Consider the following 15,319-nt stretch of genomic DNA (forward strand, 5'->3'; position numbering starts at 1 on the left):
GAACAGAACATTACCGGGTGGGTGGCGCGGGCCCAAATCGGGGTCCGGTTCAGCTCCCCCCGGCCGCCGAGGGGTCCTCGGTCGGGGTGTCCGTGGCGCCCTCGGAGGGTGTGTCGGCCGCGCCGCCCTCCTCGTCCTTGATCTGGTCGCGCAGGCGGATCACGGCGGCCAGCGCGGCCTCGGCGTCGCCGATGCGCGCCTGGTAGGTCGCCAGGTCCTGGTCGGCGAGCGCCGCCTCGGCTGCGGTGAACGCCGCCTGCGCCTCCTCGAGCTTCTGGTCGAGCTGCTCCTGGAGGGTCCCGGTCCCGCCGGAGGGCGGCGTGGGATCCGGGTCGGTCTCGGGCGGGATAGTCGTCGTGCCACCGAACGCGTCCGCGAGCGCCTCCTGGAAGGTCGCACCGATGCCGACGTCGCTGCCGTACTTCACCAGGACCCGCCGGAGCTCGGGATAGCTGGCGCCGGCGGCCTGCCGCGAGACGTAGACCGGCTGCACGTAGAGCAGGCCACGACCCACCGGCAGGGTGAGCAGGTTGCCGTAGTCGACCTGGGACTCGCCCTGGGTGAACGGCAGCAGGGCGTCTCGGACCTGGTTGTCGGACTGGAAGTCGTTGGCGACCTGCCCCGGGCCGCGGGCCTGCTCGTCGCCCTCGGTGGCCTCGTCGGCGCCCACGATCTCGCGCACCCGGATGGTGCCGTAGGAGTCCTGGGTGGCGTCGGAGTCGACCGACACGAACGAGGCCAGGTTGTTGCGGCCGTAGGGCACGTAGACGGTGCTCAGCGAGTACGCCGAGGCCGTGGTCGCGTCGTCCTCCTGACCCGGGACGAAGAGCCGGTACGGCGCCTGGAACGTGTTCGTCGTCTGCGGGTCGTTCGGCACGGACCAGCGGTCGTTGTTCTGGTACCAGTCGCTGGCGTTCTCGACGTGGTAGCGCGCGTACTGGTAGCGCTGCACCTTGAAGAGGTCGACCGGGTAGCGCACGTGCTCGAGCAGTTCGTCGGACATCTGGTCCCGGTCGAGCACCGTGTCGGGGAACGCGCCGCGCCAGGCCTTGAGCATCGGGTCTTCCTCGTCCCAGGCGTACAGCTTGACGGTGCCGTCGTAGGCGTCGACGGTGGCCTTCACGGCGTTGCGCATGTAGTTGACCTCATCGGTCGGCACGGTCTGCAGCCCGTTGTCGAGCTGCTGCGCGTCCGCGGTCATCGTCTCGAACGACGCGCGCTGCGAGTTCGGGAAGCGGTCGGTCGTCGTGTAGCCGTCGACGATCCACTGGATCCGGCCTTCGACGATCGCCGGGTAGGGGTCGCCGTCGACGGTCAACCACGGCGCGACCTTCTCCACGCGCTCGGCGGGCTGGCGCACGTAGAGCACCTGCGAGTTGTCGTGGACCCGGCCCGAGAGCAGGAAGTTCGGCTCCCCGAACTTGATCGCGAACATCAGCTGGTTGAAGGCGCTGCCGACCGAGGCGTCGCCCTGGCCGTCGTAGGTCGTGAGCTCGCCGAGCTCGGAGCCCGGCGTCGGCAGGTTGAGCTCGACCTCGGTGTCGGATTCCTCCGGCTGACCCACGACGGAGTAGTCGGGGCTCAGCTCGCCGTAGTACACCCGGCTCTCGAATGCCCCGAGCGCCGACGACAGGTCGTCCTCGCCGGCGTTGATGCCCTGTGCCCACTCGAGGCGCCCCGACGAGGCCGACTCCTGGTCGCCCGAGGTGTCGTCCTGGACCGTGTTCTGCGCGTCGCGCTGGTTGGCGTAGGCCGCGATGATCCCGTTGCCGTGGGTGTAGACGGTGTGGAGGTTCGACCAGTTGCGGGCGTCCTCGCTCAGCTTGGACTGGTCGAGCTCGCGGACGCCGAGGACGACCGCGCGGTCGTTGCCCTCGATCTCGTAGCGGTCGACGTCGAGCACGTCCGGCACCGAGTAGTAGGCGCGCTCCTGCTGGATGTTCTCGAACGCCGACGACACGAGAGCCGGGTCGACGAGCGGCACCGAGCTCAGCAGGTCCTGGAAGGCGCTCGGGTCCTCCAGCGACGTGGCCGGGGTGTAGGGCTCGGTGACCGTGCCCTCGAGGTCGTAGGCCATCCGGGTGGCTTCGATGTTCTTCTGGATGTACGGCTCCTCCTTGTCGGCCTCCGACGGCTTGACCTGGAACTGCTGGACGGCGGCCGGGAAGATCATCCCGATCAGCACCGCCGACAGCGCGAGCAGGGCCAGGCCGATCGAGGGCAGCTGCCAGGTGCGGCGCCAGACGTTGAGGAAGAAGAGGATCGCGCAGATGACCGCGACGGCCATCAGGATGTTCTTGGCCGGCAGGACGGCGTTCTCCCCGGTGTAGTTCATGCCGGTGAAGAGGCTGTTCTTCTGGGTGACCAGGTCGAAGCGGTCGAGGTAGTAGTCGACGCCCTTCGCCAGCACGAACAGGCCGAGGAGCACCGAGAGCTGGGCCTGGGCCGCGCCGGAGAGCTTGTCCTGGGTGGCCTGGAGGCGGATGCCGCCGTACAGGTAGTGGGTGACGAGGGCGGCGATGATCGCCAGCACCATCGTGGCCATCGTGAAGTCGACGACGAAGTGCCACCACGGCAGGTCGAAGAGGTAGAACCCGACGTCCTTCTTGAAGTACGGGTCGTCGGTGCCGACCGAGGAGCCGTTGCGCCACAGCAGGAAGGTGCGCCAGTGACTCATCCCCGAGGCACCGGCGAAGGCACCGACGACGACGGCGATGCCGACGACCAGCCAGGTGCGGATCGGCGTGACCACGTCGCGGTAGCGGTCGAGGTTCGACTGCTCGCGCGAGGTCGGGCGGAACAGCGGCCGGAACCGGTAGGCGAGGAACACGTTCAGCGCCACCGCTCCCCCGAGCACCACGCCGAAGGCGAGGAACAGCAGCACGCGGGTCCACAGCATGGTGCTGAAGACCTGGCCGTAGCCGGCGTTGTTGTACCAGATCCGGTCGGTGTAGATCGACGCGAAGCCGGTCAGGCCGAACAGGGCGACCACCAGGACGACGGCGGTGATCAGCAGCGCTCGCGAACGTCCTGCTCGGCTCCGGGCGGGTGCCGCCCTCGGGTCGTCGTCGAACAGGTCGCTCACGGGTTCTCCTCCACCGGCCGGTCGGCCGTCTCGTCTTCGGTGCCATCCGGCTCGGCGTCGTCCAGCGTGGCTTGCAGCAGCCCGAGCAGCCCCGGCACCAGGTCGACGCCGCCGACCACCGAGGTGTCGTCGTCGTGGGCCTTGAGCCGCAACGCGCAGTACGTCGACCCGGAGCGGGTCGCGCCCGCGACGATGCGGACCTCCTGGCGGTCGGGGTGGTCGCGGGCGAACTCCTGTGCCCGGACCGGGTCGTCGGGCAGCTCGTCGTCGGAGCCCGGCGGCAGCACGAGCCGCTCGACCATCGCGGCGACCCCGGTCACCCCGGGCGGCCAGAGGATCGACTCCAGCACCTGCTCCAGCGGGACGGCCGGGTCGAGCGCGTCCTGCTCGACCGCGGTCAGCGACCCGCGCTCGGCGTCCGCGTCCAGACCCATCATCGACGCCAGCGCCGGCTCCTGGACGACGAGCTGGGCGGTGTCGACGAGCGCGTAGAGCCGCGCCGGCTGGTCCCAGCCGTCGGCGGCGAGGAGCCCCTCGATCTCGAGGACGGCGCTCGCGAGCGCCGGGTCGGCGTCGAGGTCGCCCCAGCGCGGGTCACCGGTGAGGACGTCGTCCGGCTGGTCGGTCACGACGCCGCCCCGGCCAGGATCTCGTCGGCGTCCTCGCAGGACGGCAGGGTGGCGTCGGGGTCGGCGGCGAACGCCTCCAGGCCCTCGCGGACGTCGTGCATGCTCTGCGCCATCATCAACCTCATGTCGCCGGGGTCGGCCCCCAGTGCGTCGTCACAGTTCTCGATCGGGACCAGGAAGAGCTCGGCGCCCTCGTCGCGGGCGCCGGCGATCTTCTGCTGGATGCCCCCGATCGCGCCGACGCTGCCGTCGGGGAAGATCTCGCCGGTGCCGGCGACCGTGCGGCCACCGGTGAGCGAACCCTCGGTGAGGGTGTCGTAGATCGCCAGGGAGAAGATCAGGCCCGCGCTCGGGCCGCCGATCTGCGGGGAGATGTTGATCGTCACCTCGAACGGGAACTCGTACTCCGAGACCTCGGGCAGGATGCCGATCTTGGTGCGGCCGTCGACGTCGACGGGGGTCACGTCCAGCTCGAGCGGCTTGCCGTCGCGGGTGACCCCGACGGTGAGCGGCTCGCCGGGCGTGCTGGCGTCGACGAGGGAGACGAGCTGCGCGGCGTCGGTGACGTCGGTGCCGCCGATGGTGCGCACCACGTCGCCCACCTCCAGCACCTTCTCGGCCGGGAGGCCGGGCGTCAGCTGGGTGATGGTGAGGACCTGCGGGACCTCGATCCCCATCTCCTCGAGCGCCACGTCGACCGCGACGTCCTGGGAGGTCGCCATCTGCAGCTGGCCCTGCTCACGGTTGCTCTCGGCCGTCTCGTCGGACTGGTGGACGGCGTCGTAGGGGTAGACGGCGTTGTCGCCGTCGAACCACGTGCTCATCAGCGCGGTCAGGCCGATGCCGCGGTCGTCGGGCTCCTGCGCCGGGGAGACCCGGACCGTCGTCATCCGCAGCTCGCCGTCGTCGCGGTACACCTCGTGGCCGTCGACCTGGACGATGTCGACGTCGCTGTCGTCCTCGCCGAGGACGTCGACGGTGCTGCCCGGCTGGTACGTCGCGTACGGCAGCCGCGCGACCGAGGCGAACAGCAGCAGCCCGAGCACCGCCGGCACGGCGATGCACGCGGCGATCAGGCGCTGGCTCATGGCCCACAGCCTCTCATCCGCGACAAATGCTCCCGGCACCTGCTGGGCTGCCGGCGGGCAGTCGACGGCAGCGGACGGGCCGGGGCCGGGGTCTCGCGCTCAGGAGGCGCGGCGCTGCTCGCCCGCGCCGCGGCCGCCCGGGCGGTCGCTCGGACGGTCCGTCGGGCGGTCGGTCGGGCGGTCGGTGGACGCGTCGGCCCGGTCGGCCGACGCCTCGGTCGACGCCGCGGCGGGCGCCGTGACCGGGGGCACCGCGCGCGGCGGCACCGGACGCGACGGCCGGACGGCGACGCCGGTGCTGCGCTCGCGTGGCGTCTCCGCGACGGCGTACGTCGGGACGCTGGAGCGGCGGCGCAGCAGGCCGCGCCGGCGTCCCTCGAGGACGGCGCCCATCCGGGCCAGGGCGACGTCGCGGTCGACCTCGCCACGGCCCTCGCGCCCCAGCCACGACACCCAGACCATCGCGGCCAGGGTGACCACGACGGGCGGGAGGAGCCAGAGCAGGACCATGCTCACGAGGGTAGGTCGGGCCCGACACCATCGCCGGGAGGCGCTACGGCGTGCCGACCCACTCGTCGCTGCCGTCGGCGAAGACCTGGTGCTTCCAGATCGGCACCCGTGCCTTGAGGGTGTCGATCAGGTCGCGGGAGGCGTCGAACGCCGTCCCGCGGTGCGCCGCCGCCGTCCCGACGACGACGGCGAGGTCGCCGATGGCGAGCCGGCCCACCCGGTGCAGCGCGGCGACGCCGTGGACGTCGTGCCGCGCGGCGACCTCCTCGCACACCTCGCGCAGCCGCTCCAGCGCGGAGGGGTGGGCGGAGTAGTCGAGGCCGCTGACCGCCCGGCCGCCGTCGTGGTCGCGCACCTTGCCGACGAACAGGGTGACCCCGCCGTCGACGGCCTCGTCGAGGCGGTCGAGGACGTCGTCCACCAGCAGCGGGGTGTCGCGGATCTCGACCAGGCGCACGACGTCATGGGGGTCTCGGGGCACCTGCGCAGACTATGCCGACGTGCTGGGGCGACGGCGTACCGTAGACGCATGCCCGACACCCCTGACGACAAGCCGTCCGGCGACGACCAGCCGAACCCGTTCAAGGGCACGCCCTTCGAGCACCTCTTCTCGGGCGGCCAGCTCAACTTCGGTGGCATGAACCTCGGCGGCATGGACTTCGGTGCCATGCCCGACCTCGGCCAGCTGTTCGGGCAGCTCCAGTCGATGATGCAGCCCTACGACGGCGCCCTGAACTGGGACGCCGCCGTCGACGTCGCCCGCAAGGGCGTGGCCAAGGCGCCCGACCCGACGCCCACCGCGAAGCAGGCCGACGCCGTCTCCGACGCGCTCCGGCTCGCCGACCACTGGCTCGACGAGGCCACCGAGTTCCCGTCCGGGGTCACCTCCACGGCGGTCTGGAGCCGGGCGGAGTGGATCGTGAACACCCTCGACGTGTGGAAGGTGCTCGTCGAGCCCGTCGCCGAGCAGTCGGTGCAGGGCCTCAGCAGCGCCCTCCCGCCCGAGGCCGCGGCGCAGGCCGGCCCGATCCTCGGCATTATCGGCAAGGCCGTCGGCGCGATGCTGGCCACCCAGGTCGGCTCCGGTTTCGGCGAGCTCGCGTGCGAGGTGCTCACCGCCTCCGACATCGGTCTCCCGCTCGGCCCGGCGGGCCGGGCGGCGCTCGTGCCGACCAACGTGACGGCGTTCGCCGCCGGACTCGACGTCTCCGAGGACGACGTCATCCTCTACCTCGCGCTGCGCGAGGCCGCCCACCAGCGGCTCTTCGCCCACGTGCCGTGGCTGCGCGACCACCTCATCGGCGCCGTCACCGACTTCGCCCGCGGCGTCGAGGTGAACGCCGAGAGCCTCCAGCGCCGCATCCAGGACCAGATGAGCGGCATCGACCCGATGAACCCCGAGTCGATGCAGCAGCTCCTCGAGGGCGGGCTGTTCGAGCTGCCGCAGTCCCCCGCCCAGGCGGCCGCGCTCGAGCGCCTCGAGATCGCGCTCGCCCTCGTCGAGGGCTGGGTCGACGAGGTCGTCGGCCAGGCCACCGAGAAGCGGATGCCGGCCGCGGCCAAGCTGCAGGAGGCGGTCCGCCGCCGCCGCGCCGCCGGCGGCCCGGCCGAGCAGACCTTCGCCTCGCTCGTGGGCCTCGAGCTGCGCCCGCGCCGGCTGCGCGACGCCTCCACCCTGTGGGGCTCGCTGCGCACCCGCCAGGGCACCGAGGCCCGCGACGGCGTCTGGCTGCACCCGCACCTGCTCCCGACGTCGGCCGACCTCGACGACCCGCTCGGCTTCCGCGAGGAGGCCGCCGCGCCCGAGAAGCTCACCGAGGACGACTTCGACGCCGAGCTGCGCAAGCTGCTCGACGGCGAGGAGCCGACCGACGGGCCGACCGGCGGGCCGACCGACGGGCCGACCGGGGAGTGACGGCGCTGCACGCGGACGCCGTCGGCGTCCTGCGGTCCTGGACGCCACCGGACGTCGAGGGGCAGGGGGCGCTGCGCGACCGCTACGTCGCCTACCTCGAGGCCAACCCCGACGCGATGACCCGGGCCTCGCGGCCCGACCACCTCACCGCGAGCACCCTCGTCCTCGACGTCGACCGGACCCACGTGCTCCTCACGCTGCACGCCAAGGCCGGACGCTGGTTCCAGCTCGGGGGCCACGCCGAGCCGGAGGACGCCACCCTCGCGGCCGCCGCGCTGCGGGAGGCCGTCGAGGAGTCCGGCCTGGCGCCGTCCGACCTCGACCTCGACCCCCGGCCGGCGTGGCTCGACGCCCACGCCGTCCCGTTCTGCGGAGCGGGCGAGGGCGTGACCCACCTCGACGTCATGTACGTCGCGGTGGCGCGGCCCGGCGCCGCGCACGCCGTCAGCGAGGAGTCGCTCGACGTGCGCTGGTGGCCGGTCGAGGAGCTCCCGAACGGCGACCTGCTCCCCCGGGTCAGGCGCCTTCAGTCGACGTGGCTGTCGAACTCCGAGGGCAGCGAGACCTTCGCCGCCTCCGACCAGCCCAACAGGTAGCCCTTCGCCTTCTCCGCGCCCGGGTAGCGGTCCACCCAGGCCCAGAACCGCTCGTCGTGCCCGGGCTCGATCAGGTGGGCAAGCTCGTGCACGATGACGTAGTCGAGCACCCACGACGGCATCCCCTGGAGCCGCTCGGACAGCCGGATCGCGCGCGCGCCGAGCGAGCAGGAGCCCCAGCGGGTGTGCTGGTTCGACACCCACCGCACCGACTCCGGCACGGCGAGCCCGCCGAGGTGGCGGTCGCTGAGGCGCAGCGCCCGCACCCGCAGCTCGTCGTCGCTCAACGGGACCCGCTGCTCCGAGCGCAGGATCCGGGCGACCATCGTCTCGACCCACTCGGCCTCGTCGGCGGCCGAGAACGACGCCGGGATCAGCACGACGATCCGGTCGTCCTCGCGGTAGGCCGACACGGTTCGCAGCCGGCGCGGCGAGCGGCGCACCTCGACCTCGCCGGCTCCCATGGGGCCGAATCTACTTGCGCGCCCAGTCGAGCAGGCGATCCTTCGACCACGTGTTGACGATCCGGTCGGCGTCGATGCCGGCGTCCTCGGCCCGTTCGCAGCCCAGCACGAGGAAGTCGAGCTGCCCCGGCGCGTGCGCGTCGGAGTCGATCGAGAACACGCACCCGGCGTCGCGAGCCAGCGCGAGCAGCGCGGACGGCGGGTCCCGCCGCTCGGGCCGGGAGTTGATCTCGACCGCGACGTCGTTCTCGGCGCAGGCCTCGAAGACCGCCCTCGCGTCGAACGTCGACTGCTTGCGGGTGCCCCGGCCGCCGGTGACCAGGCGCCCGGTGCAGTGGCCCAGCACGTTCGTGTGCCGCTGCCGGACCGCGCCGATCATCCGCCTCGTCATCGGGCCGGAGTCCATCGCGAGCTTGGAGTGCACGCTGGCGACCCGCAGGTCGAGCCGGTCGAGCATCTCCTCGGACTGGTCGAGCGACCCGTCGTCGAGGATGTCGACCTCGATCCCCTTGAGCAGGGTGAACTCGCGGTCGCCGTCGGTGCCGCCGCCCAGGTGCTCGTTGACGGCGTCGACGACGCCGAGCTGGCGCTGCAGCCGCTCGGCACTCAGCCCCCGGGCCACCTTGAGGCGCGGCGAGTGGTCGGTGAGCACGAGGTAGTCGTGCCCGAGCTCGATGGCGGTCATCGCCATCTCCTCGATGGGCGACCCGCCGTCACTCCAGTCGGAGTGTGAGTGGCAGTCGCCGCGCAGCGCCGTCCTCAGCTCGGCCCCGCCCTCGGTCAACGGGCCGGCGTGCTCGGCCTCGAGCTTCGCCAGCCGCTCCGGCACCTGGCCCCGGACGGCGGCGGCGATCACCTTGCCCGAGCTCGCGCCGATGCCGGGCAGGTCGGTGAGGGTGCCGGCCTCGACGGCCCGCGCGACGTCGTCGGCCGGCAGCGGCAGGATCGTCGCCGCCGCACCGCGGAACGCCTTGACCTTGTAGGTGTCCTCGCGGGCACGCTCGAGCAGGAAGGCGATCCGTCGGAGGGCGGCGACGGGGCCGGCCTCGTACGGTTCGTCTGACGCGTTCATCTTTCTTTCCTCCACAGGCGGTGGACGGCGATCACCGCAGGTCAGAGCAGCCTACGGCCTTCCGAGTGAGCGCTTCCTCCACAGGCGCGGCCGGCCCGTTCCGGCGCGTCTCCACGGGTTGCGGACGTTGTGCACAGCTTTGTCCACAACCTTGTCCACAGGCCGGGCCCGGCGCCTGTCCCGAGCTGGTTGACCCCGCGGGCCGCGGCTGCCTAGCCTGGCGCGCAGTGGCCCCCGGGCCGCCGAGTCGACACGGGCAAGGGGAAGGCACGTGTCGGGGACGCGGCGCGGGGGCCCTGTCCTCCTCCGGCCGGGGCGTCCACGCGGCCCGTCCCGGTCCGGCCCGTCAGCGGCCGCGGAAGACCGGGGCACGCTTCTCGCGGGCCGCGCGCAGGCCCTCCTGCAGGTCCTCGGTCGCGAGCGTGACCGGCTGCGCCAGCGCCTCCCACTGCAGACCGGTCTCGATGTCGGCGTGCCCGCCGTCGGCCAGCGCGAGCTTGGTGAGCCGGCTGGCGATCGGGGCCGTGGCGGCGATCCCGGCGGCGGTCTCCAGCACGGTGTCCCGGAACGTCGCCGGGTCGATCACGCGGGAGACGAGCCCGAGTCCGAGGGCCTCGTCGGCATCGACGATCCGACCGGTGAGGAACAGGTCGCGAGCCGCGGCGGCCCCGACCACGTCGGGCAGCAGCGCGGTGCCCGCCATCCCGGGGTGCAGGCCCAGCTTGAGGAACGGGACCCCCATCCTCGCCCCGGCCGCCGCGTGGCGCAGGTCGCACGCCAGCGCCAGGCAGAGGCCGGCCCCGATCGCCGGTCCGTTGATCGCCGCGATCGTCGGGACCTCGAGCCGGCGGATCGAGAGCCAGGCCCGGTAGAACGGCAGCATCCGCTCGCGCAGCTGGTCGACGGTCGCGTCGGGCTCCCCCGCGAGCCACGACGTGTCGCCGCCGGAGCAGAACGCCGTCCCCTCGCCGGTCACGACGACGGCGCGCACCGATCGGTCGGCGGCGATCTGGTCGATCGCCGCGACCCACGACGACGTCATCTCCGGCGACATCGCGTTGCGCTGATCGGGGTTGTCGAGCACGAGCAGGACGACGCCGTCGGAGGGGCGGAGCAGGCGCAGGTGAGCGAGTTCGGGCATGGATCGCACCCTACTGAGGCCCGCGGCTCGACCCCCCGTCCTCCGCGCGGCGCGGCGTGACAGGCGCCACGGTTGTCGTAGGGTCGTCACGGCCCAGCGGGCTTCCCCGTACCTCCCCGCCGCGGCGACCAACCGAAGACCAAGGGCAAGGAGGCCGTCATGGCGGAGACCTGGAGCGGTGAGTTCTACTGCGTGAAGTGCAAGGAGAAGCGTGAGGCGGAGGGCGAGGTGAAGGTGAACGACAAGGGCACGCGCATGGCCAAGGCCGTGTGCCCCGTCTGCAGCACCAACCTCAACCGGATCCTCGGCAAGGCCTGACCGGCCCACCGACGTACGTCGACGGCGGTCCCCCTCGTTTGGGCCGCCGTCGTCGTACGTCGGGGCCTGTGGAGGACGGCGGCGCGGCGACCCCGGCTCGTGTGAGGCTCGGGCCGTGCCCGCTCCCCTCCGCCTCCGACCCGGTGTCCACGTCGTGGTGCGCGACGCCGACCACGTGCAGGTCGGACTCGACCCGCCGGCGCGGGTCATCGTGGCGCGGCGACCGGAGGTCGCCCGGGTCCTCGAGCGCCTCACCGCCGGCCTCCCGCCCGCCCCGACCACGCCGGAGGGGGCGGCCGTCGTCCGCGACCTGGCGGCGGCCGACCTGCTCGTCGTGCCCGAGACGCCGCCCACCGGAGTGGTGCGGCTGATCTCCCGCGGGCTCGACCTCGGCCCGCTCGGCGTCCTGCTCGAGGACGCCGGCCTCACCTTGACCCGCACCGACCCGCTCCCCGACCTCTACGTCGTCGCCTCACCCGGCCCGCTCCCCCGCGCGGTCCTCGACGGGTGGGTGGGCGAGGGGGCCCCGCACCTCGTGGTGGCCGGCACCAGCCGGCCGGGCGGCCTGCGCGTCGGTCCGCTGGTCGAGCCCGGCACAACGGCCTGCCTGCGCTGCGTCGACGCCCACGAGGCCACGCACGATCCTCGCCGGCCGGTGCTCGTCGAGCAGCTCGCCGCGTTGCCCGCCGCGCCGGTCGACCGGCGGGTCGTCGCGCTGGCGACCGCCTGGGCGGCCCGCGACGCGGTCGACTTCCTCGCCGGGCAGAGGCCCGCGACCTGGTCGGCCACCGTCGACCTCGACCGGCCCTCGCCCCTGGTCCGCACGTGGGACCGGCACCCGCACTGCGGGTGTGGCTGGGACGACGTCCCCTACTGACTGCTGCCCGCCGGGGCGGCGCTCACCAGTGCTCGGTGTCGAGCTTGCCCTCCATGGCGCGCAGGTGCTCGCGCGAGCAGGTGTCGCAGTAGCGCTGCCGCCGGCCGCGCTCGACCGAGGTGCTCCACGTCAGGGTGGTCTGCTCCTCGGCCTGGCGGCCGCAGAAGTCGCAGGTCAGCATGGCCACCTGCCGATCCTAGGCCCCCGCCTCGTGCCGGGTCGGCGCACCGTCGCCGACCCGGCCGTGCGCCGAGGGACGTGCGGTCCCGAGATGCAGAAAGGAGCCGGGCACGACGTGTGTCGTGCCCGGCTCCCGGTCGTTCACCCGCGATCAGGGTGGTACGGAGGTGACAGTCCTCCGTAGTGCTACAGAGCGCGAGCGAGGGCGAGGCGAGCCTGCTGCGCAGCGCGCTCGGCCTTGCGGCTCAAGCGGCGGGCGCGGGCGAGCTGGTGGCCCGCACGCATCGACTGCGCCTCTCCCAGGCGCATGGACATGTGTGCCCGCGCCAGGTCTTCCTGCATGGTGTTCATCGTGGTGCTCCCGTTCGGGTCGGTGGTCTGGGTGTGCTGGATGGATCGGGTGGCCGGCGTCATGCGACGGCGTCCTTGCGGGGCCGGCCGCGGGGCCGCTTGCGGGGGATGACGGTTCCCTGGAGGAACAGCTCACCGCCCCACACGCCCCACGGCTCGCTCCGGTCGAGGGCGCCGCCGAGGCAGATCTGCCGCACGGGGCAGGTCTGGCACAGGGCCTTGGCGAACTCGACGTCGGCCGGGAGCTCGGCGAACCAGAGCTCGGGGTTGTTGGCCCGACAGGGCAGGAGCGCCTCGTCGACCTTGCCGGCCTCGTCGTGGAGGTCGCCCAGCCCCGACGTGGACTGGAACTCGAGCAGCTTGCCGTCGCTGCGGGTCAGAACGCTGGTGGTCATGGTGTCACCTCGTGCTTCGTGATCGCGGTGGGTGGTGCGGGTCATCGGGTGGTGCTGCGCGGTGGCGCTGGTGGTGGGATGCATGTCCTCGACTTCGGTGGGCCCCGGACCCGGTCCGGGCGGTGGGGCATCACGGAGAAACAGAAAAGGCCGCGGATCCCGGTGATCGGGTTCCGCGGCCTGGAGGCTGCTCAGCTGTCGAGTGTCAACAGAGAGGCGGACTCCAGGCGTGGATCCCCGGGACGTAGGCAACGAGAGCCACGTGTCCCTTGGCAGCCAGGTCCTTGCGGTCGCGGAGATCCCGAGCGATCGGTCCGGTGATGGACAGACCGGTGGCCGGGATCCGCTGCTCGCCGGCGGTGAGGGCACGGAAGCCGCGAGCGGGCATGCCAAAGTCGGACGTCTGGCACGGGTTGCTGGTCGTGCTCATCGTCATCGTCATGGTGTTCTCCATCGAGGCCACCTCCTTCACTACGAACGGGCGCGGGCCTTGTCAGGGCCCTGGTGCGCGGACTGGGTTGTCGAGATGGGACGTTACGCCGGTCCCGATGTAAGGGGCAAACTATTTAATGACTCTTTCGAGATTTTTCTTCAGGAGACGAGCTCGAGCAGCTCCTGGCCGTACTTCTCGAGCTTCTCCGGCCCGACGCCGCTGATCGCGAGCAGCGCCTTCGGGGTGGTCGGACGGCGCTCGGCGACGGCCTCGAGGGTGGCGTTGCTGAAGACCATGAACGCGGCGATCTCCTCCTCCGCGGCCCGCTGCTTGCGCCACTCGCGCAGACGCTCGAACAGGGCCTCGTCGTAGGGCACCGGGCAGTCGGAGCAGCGCGACCGGGTGCGCTCGGCCGTCGACAGCGGCTTGCCGCACTCGACGCAGGTGCGGGCGCCCTTCGCCTTGCCCTTGCCGCGGGCGACGGGACGCGCCGACTCGGGCAGCAGCGGGTCGAGGAACCGCGACGGCTTGCGTCGCGCCGCCTGGCCCGGGTTGCGCGCCGCCGCCCACGAGATCGCGAGGTCGACCCGGGCCCGGGTCATGCCGACGTAGAGCAGCCTGCGCTCCTCCTCGATCGCCGTCGGTGTCTGGGCGTAGGTGATCGGGAGGGTGCCGTCCTGCAGGCCGACGAGGAAGACGGAGTCCCACTCGAGTCCCTTCGCGGCGTGGAACGTCGCGAGGGTGACCCCCTCGGCGACCGGCGCGTGCTGCTCGGCGGCGCGCCGGTCGAGGTCGTCGACGAAGGCGTTGAGCCCGCCGTCGCCCTCCCGCGCGGCCTCGCCCGCGAAGGCCTCGGCCTGGCTGACCAGGGCCTGCCAGGACTCCCAGCGGTCGCGGGTCTGGCCGCGTGCCGACGGCGCCTCGGTCGTCCAGCCCATGCCGGCGAGCGTGTCGCGGACCAGGTCGACCCACGTGTCGCCGTCGGCGGCCTGGGCGCCGGAGCGAGCCGCTCCGCGCAGCCGGGTGACGGCCTCGCGGACCTCGGGTCGGTCGAAGAACCGGGCAGCGCCGCGGATGACGTAGGGGATCTTCGCCTCCGTCAGGGCCTCCTCGTAGGCCTCGGACTGGGCGTTGATGCGGAACAGCACCGCGATCTCGGACAACGGACGACCGGCCGAGCGCAGCGCCGCGACCCTGCCGGCGACGTCGGTGGCCTCGGCGACCTCGTCGGGGTGGCCGGTGTAGGACACCGCGGCCCCGCCCGGCCGCTGCGCGCGCAGCTGGACGCTGGTGCTCCCGGTGCCGGCGAGCAGGGTGTTGGCCGCGCCGACGACCTGGGGGGTCGAGCGGTAGTTGCGGACCAGCTCGATGGAGGTGGTGCCGGCGTGCTTGCGGGGGAAGTCACGCAGGTAGTCGGCGTTGGCGCCGGCGAAGGAGTAGATCGTCTGGGCGGGGTCGCCGACGACGCAGAGCTCGTCGCGACCGCCGAGCCACAGGTCGAGCAACGCGGACTGCAGCGGCGAGACGTCCTGGAACTCGTCGACGACGAACCACTTGTACTGGCGGCGGACCTGCGCGGCCACCCGCTCGTCCTCCGCGAGCACGCCGGCGGTGAGCAGCAGGACGTCCTCCATGTCCATCCGGCCCTGCTCGCGCTTGACGTCCTCGTAGGCGCCGATGACCCGCGCGACCTGGTCGGCCTCGAGCTGGGCGACACTGCGACCTCGGGCGGCGGCGACCTCGACGTAGTCGTCGGGGCGGACGTTGCTGACCTTGGCCCACTCGATCTCCGAGGCGAGGTCGCGCAGCATCGCCTGGTCGGTGCGCATCCGCAGCTGGCGGGCGGCGCCGACCACGATCGGGATCTTCGACTCCACCAGGGTGGGCAGCTCGGTGCCGTGGACGTGCGGCCAGAAGTAGCGCAGCTGGCGCAGCGCGGCGGAGTGGAACGTGCGGGCCTGGACCGTCGGTGCACCCAGCCGGCGCAGCCGGGCCCGCATCTCGCCGGCCGCGCGGGTGGTGAAGGTGACCGCAAGGACCTCGGTGGGCACGTAGACGCCGGACGCGACGCCGTGCGCGATGCGGTGGGTGATCGCGCGGGTCTTGCCGGTGCCGGCACCGGCAAGCACCCGGACCGGACCGCGCAGCGTCTCGGCGACCTCGCGCTGCTCGGGGTCGAGCGCGGAGAGCAGGTCGTCACTGGACGGCGGCACGGTGGAACAACTCCTCGGCGAGCGTGGTTGGCTTCGGTGACGAACGAACGAT

Annotated in this window: 17 protein-coding genes; 4 read left to right on the top strand and 13 right to left on the bottom strand. The window is 72.6% G+C overall.

Translation table 11 applies throughout. The annotated features are described in order from the left end of the window. Window positions 1–49: 49 nt before the first annotated feature. From E4623_RS00070 to E4623_RS00090, 5 genes are all read right to left on the bottom strand, one after another. Window positions 50–3,085 carry a UPF0182 family protein gene (locus E4623_RS00070; protein WP_134764495.1) on the bottom strand — a complete coding sequence of 1,012 codons (3,036 nt, stop codon included), beginning with the start codon at window positions 3,083–3,085 and terminating at the stop codon, window positions 50–52. Continuing rightward, on the bottom strand, window positions 3,082–3,714 hold the full coding sequence (locus E4623_RS00075) for a PPA1309 family protein (protein ID WP_134764496.1): 633 nt from the start codon (window positions 3,712–3,714) through the stop codon (window positions 3,082–3,084). Before E4623_RS00075 ends, E4623_RS00070 begins: the two co-directional genes overlap by 4 nt. After that, complete coding sequence (locus E4623_RS00080) at window positions 3,711–4,802, bottom strand: PDZ domain-containing protein (RefSeq protein ID WP_134764497.1); 1,092 nt, start codon at window positions 4,800–4,802, stop codon at window positions 3,711–3,713. The genes E4623_RS00075 and E4623_RS00080 overlap by 4 nt, the downstream gene beginning before the upstream one ends. Before the next feature lie 99 nt (window positions 4,803–4,901). Further along, window positions 4,902–5,312, bottom strand: a complete 411-nt coding sequence (locus E4623_RS22880) for a hypothetical protein (protein ID WP_209020428.1) — start codon at window positions 5,310–5,312, stop codon at window positions 4,902–4,904. 43 nt (window positions 5,313–5,355) lie between these two features. Then, a complete protein-coding gene (locus tag E4623_RS00090; protein ID WP_134764498.1) occupies window positions 5,356–5,793 on the bottom strand; it encodes a molybdenum cofactor biosynthesis protein MoaE in 438 nt (145 codons plus the stop codon). Between the two features lie 48 nt (window positions 5,794–5,841). Between E4623_RS00090 and E4623_RS00095 the strand changes: the two genes are divergently transcribed. Then, window positions 5,842–7,227 carry a zinc-dependent metalloprotease gene (locus E4623_RS00095; protein ID WP_134764499.1) on the top strand — a complete coding sequence of 462 codons (1,386 nt, stop codon included), beginning with the start codon at window positions 5,842–5,844 and terminating at the stop codon, window positions 7,225–7,227. Next, a complete protein-coding gene (locus tag E4623_RS00100) occupies window positions 7,224–7,823 on the top strand; it encodes an NUDIX domain-containing protein (RefSeq protein ID WP_134764500.1) in 600 nt (199 codons plus the stop codon). Before E4623_RS00095 ends, E4623_RS00100 begins: the two co-directional genes overlap by 4 nt. Here the strand turns inward: E4623_RS00100 and E4623_RS00105 are convergent. From E4623_RS00105 to E4623_RS00115, 3 genes are all read right to left on the bottom strand, one after another. Beyond that, window positions 7,754–8,287 (bottom strand): M48 family metallopeptidase, encoded by a 534-nt coding sequence (locus E4623_RS00105; protein WP_134764501.1) that lies wholly within the window; start codon window positions 8,285–8,287, stop codon window positions 7,754–7,756. The two genes, E4623_RS00100 and E4623_RS00105, sit on opposite strands and share 70 nt — an antisense overlap. 10 nt (window positions 8,288–8,297) lie before the next feature. After that, the gene (locus E4623_RS00110) at window positions 8,298–9,359 is read right to left on the bottom strand and encodes a PHP domain-containing protein (protein ID WP_134764502.1); all 1,062 of its coding nucleotides are present in this window, start codon (window positions 9,357–9,359) and stop codon (window positions 8,298–8,300) included. 346 nt (window positions 9,360–9,705) lie between these two features. Further along, window positions 9,706–10,500 (bottom strand): enoyl-CoA hydratase-related protein, encoded by a 795-nt coding sequence (locus E4623_RS00115; RefSeq protein ID WP_134764503.1) that lies wholly within the window; start codon window positions 10,498–10,500, stop codon window positions 9,706–9,708. Between the two features lie 159 nt (window positions 10,501–10,659). Here E4623_RS00115 and E4623_RS22400 point away from each other — a divergent pair, with 159 nt between their 5' ends. Next, the gene (locus E4623_RS22400) at window positions 10,660–10,818 is read left to right on the top strand and encodes a DUF5679 domain-containing protein (RefSeq protein WP_091115022.1); all 159 of its coding nucleotides are present in this window, start codon (window positions 10,660–10,662) and stop codon (window positions 10,816–10,818) included. 115 nt (window positions 10,819–10,933) lie between these two features. Beyond that, window positions 10,934–11,695, top strand: a complete 762-nt coding sequence (locus E4623_RS00120; protein ID WP_134764504.1) for a hypothetical protein — start codon at window positions 10,934–10,936, stop codon at window positions 11,693–11,695. A gap of 22 nt (window positions 11,696–11,717) precedes the next feature. Here the strand turns inward: E4623_RS00120 and E4623_RS22405 are convergent, their stop codons facing one another. From E4623_RS22405 to E4623_RS00140, 5 genes are all read right to left on the bottom strand, one after another. Next, window positions 11,718–11,882, bottom strand: a complete 165-nt coding sequence (locus E4623_RS22405; protein WP_167736401.1) for a hypothetical protein — start codon at window positions 11,880–11,882, stop codon at window positions 11,718–11,720. 179 nt (window positions 11,883–12,061) lie between these two features. Continuing rightward, window positions 12,062–12,289, bottom strand: coding sequence for a hypothetical protein (locus E4623_RS00125; RefSeq protein ID WP_134764505.1), 228 nt, complete (start codon window positions 12,287–12,289; stop codon window positions 12,062–12,064). Continuing rightward, on the bottom strand, window positions 12,286–12,621 hold the full coding sequence (locus E4623_RS00130) for a WhiB family transcriptional regulator (RefSeq protein ID WP_134764506.1): 336 nt from the start codon (window positions 12,619–12,621) through the stop codon (window positions 12,286–12,288). Before E4623_RS00130 ends, E4623_RS00125 begins: the two co-directional genes overlap by 4 nt. 205 nt (window positions 12,622–12,826) lie before the next feature. After that, a complete protein-coding gene (locus E4623_RS00135; RefSeq protein WP_134764507.1) occupies window positions 12,827–13,075 on the bottom strand; it encodes a hypothetical protein in 249 nt (82 codons plus the stop codon). A 137-nt stretch (window positions 13,076–13,212) separates the two neighbouring features. Next, window positions 13,213–15,267 carry an ATP-dependent DNA helicase UvrD2 gene (locus E4623_RS00140; protein ID WP_134764508.1) on the bottom strand — a complete coding sequence of 685 codons (2,055 nt, stop codon included), beginning with the start codon at window positions 15,265–15,267 and terminating at the stop codon, window positions 13,213–13,215. Window positions 15,268–15,319: the final 52 nt, after the last annotated feature.

The organism is Nocardioides sp. 1609, from assembly GCF_004522105.1.
Classification (GTDB): domain Bacteria; phylum Actinomycetota; class Actinomycetes; order Propionibacteriales; family Nocardioidaceae; genus Nocardioides.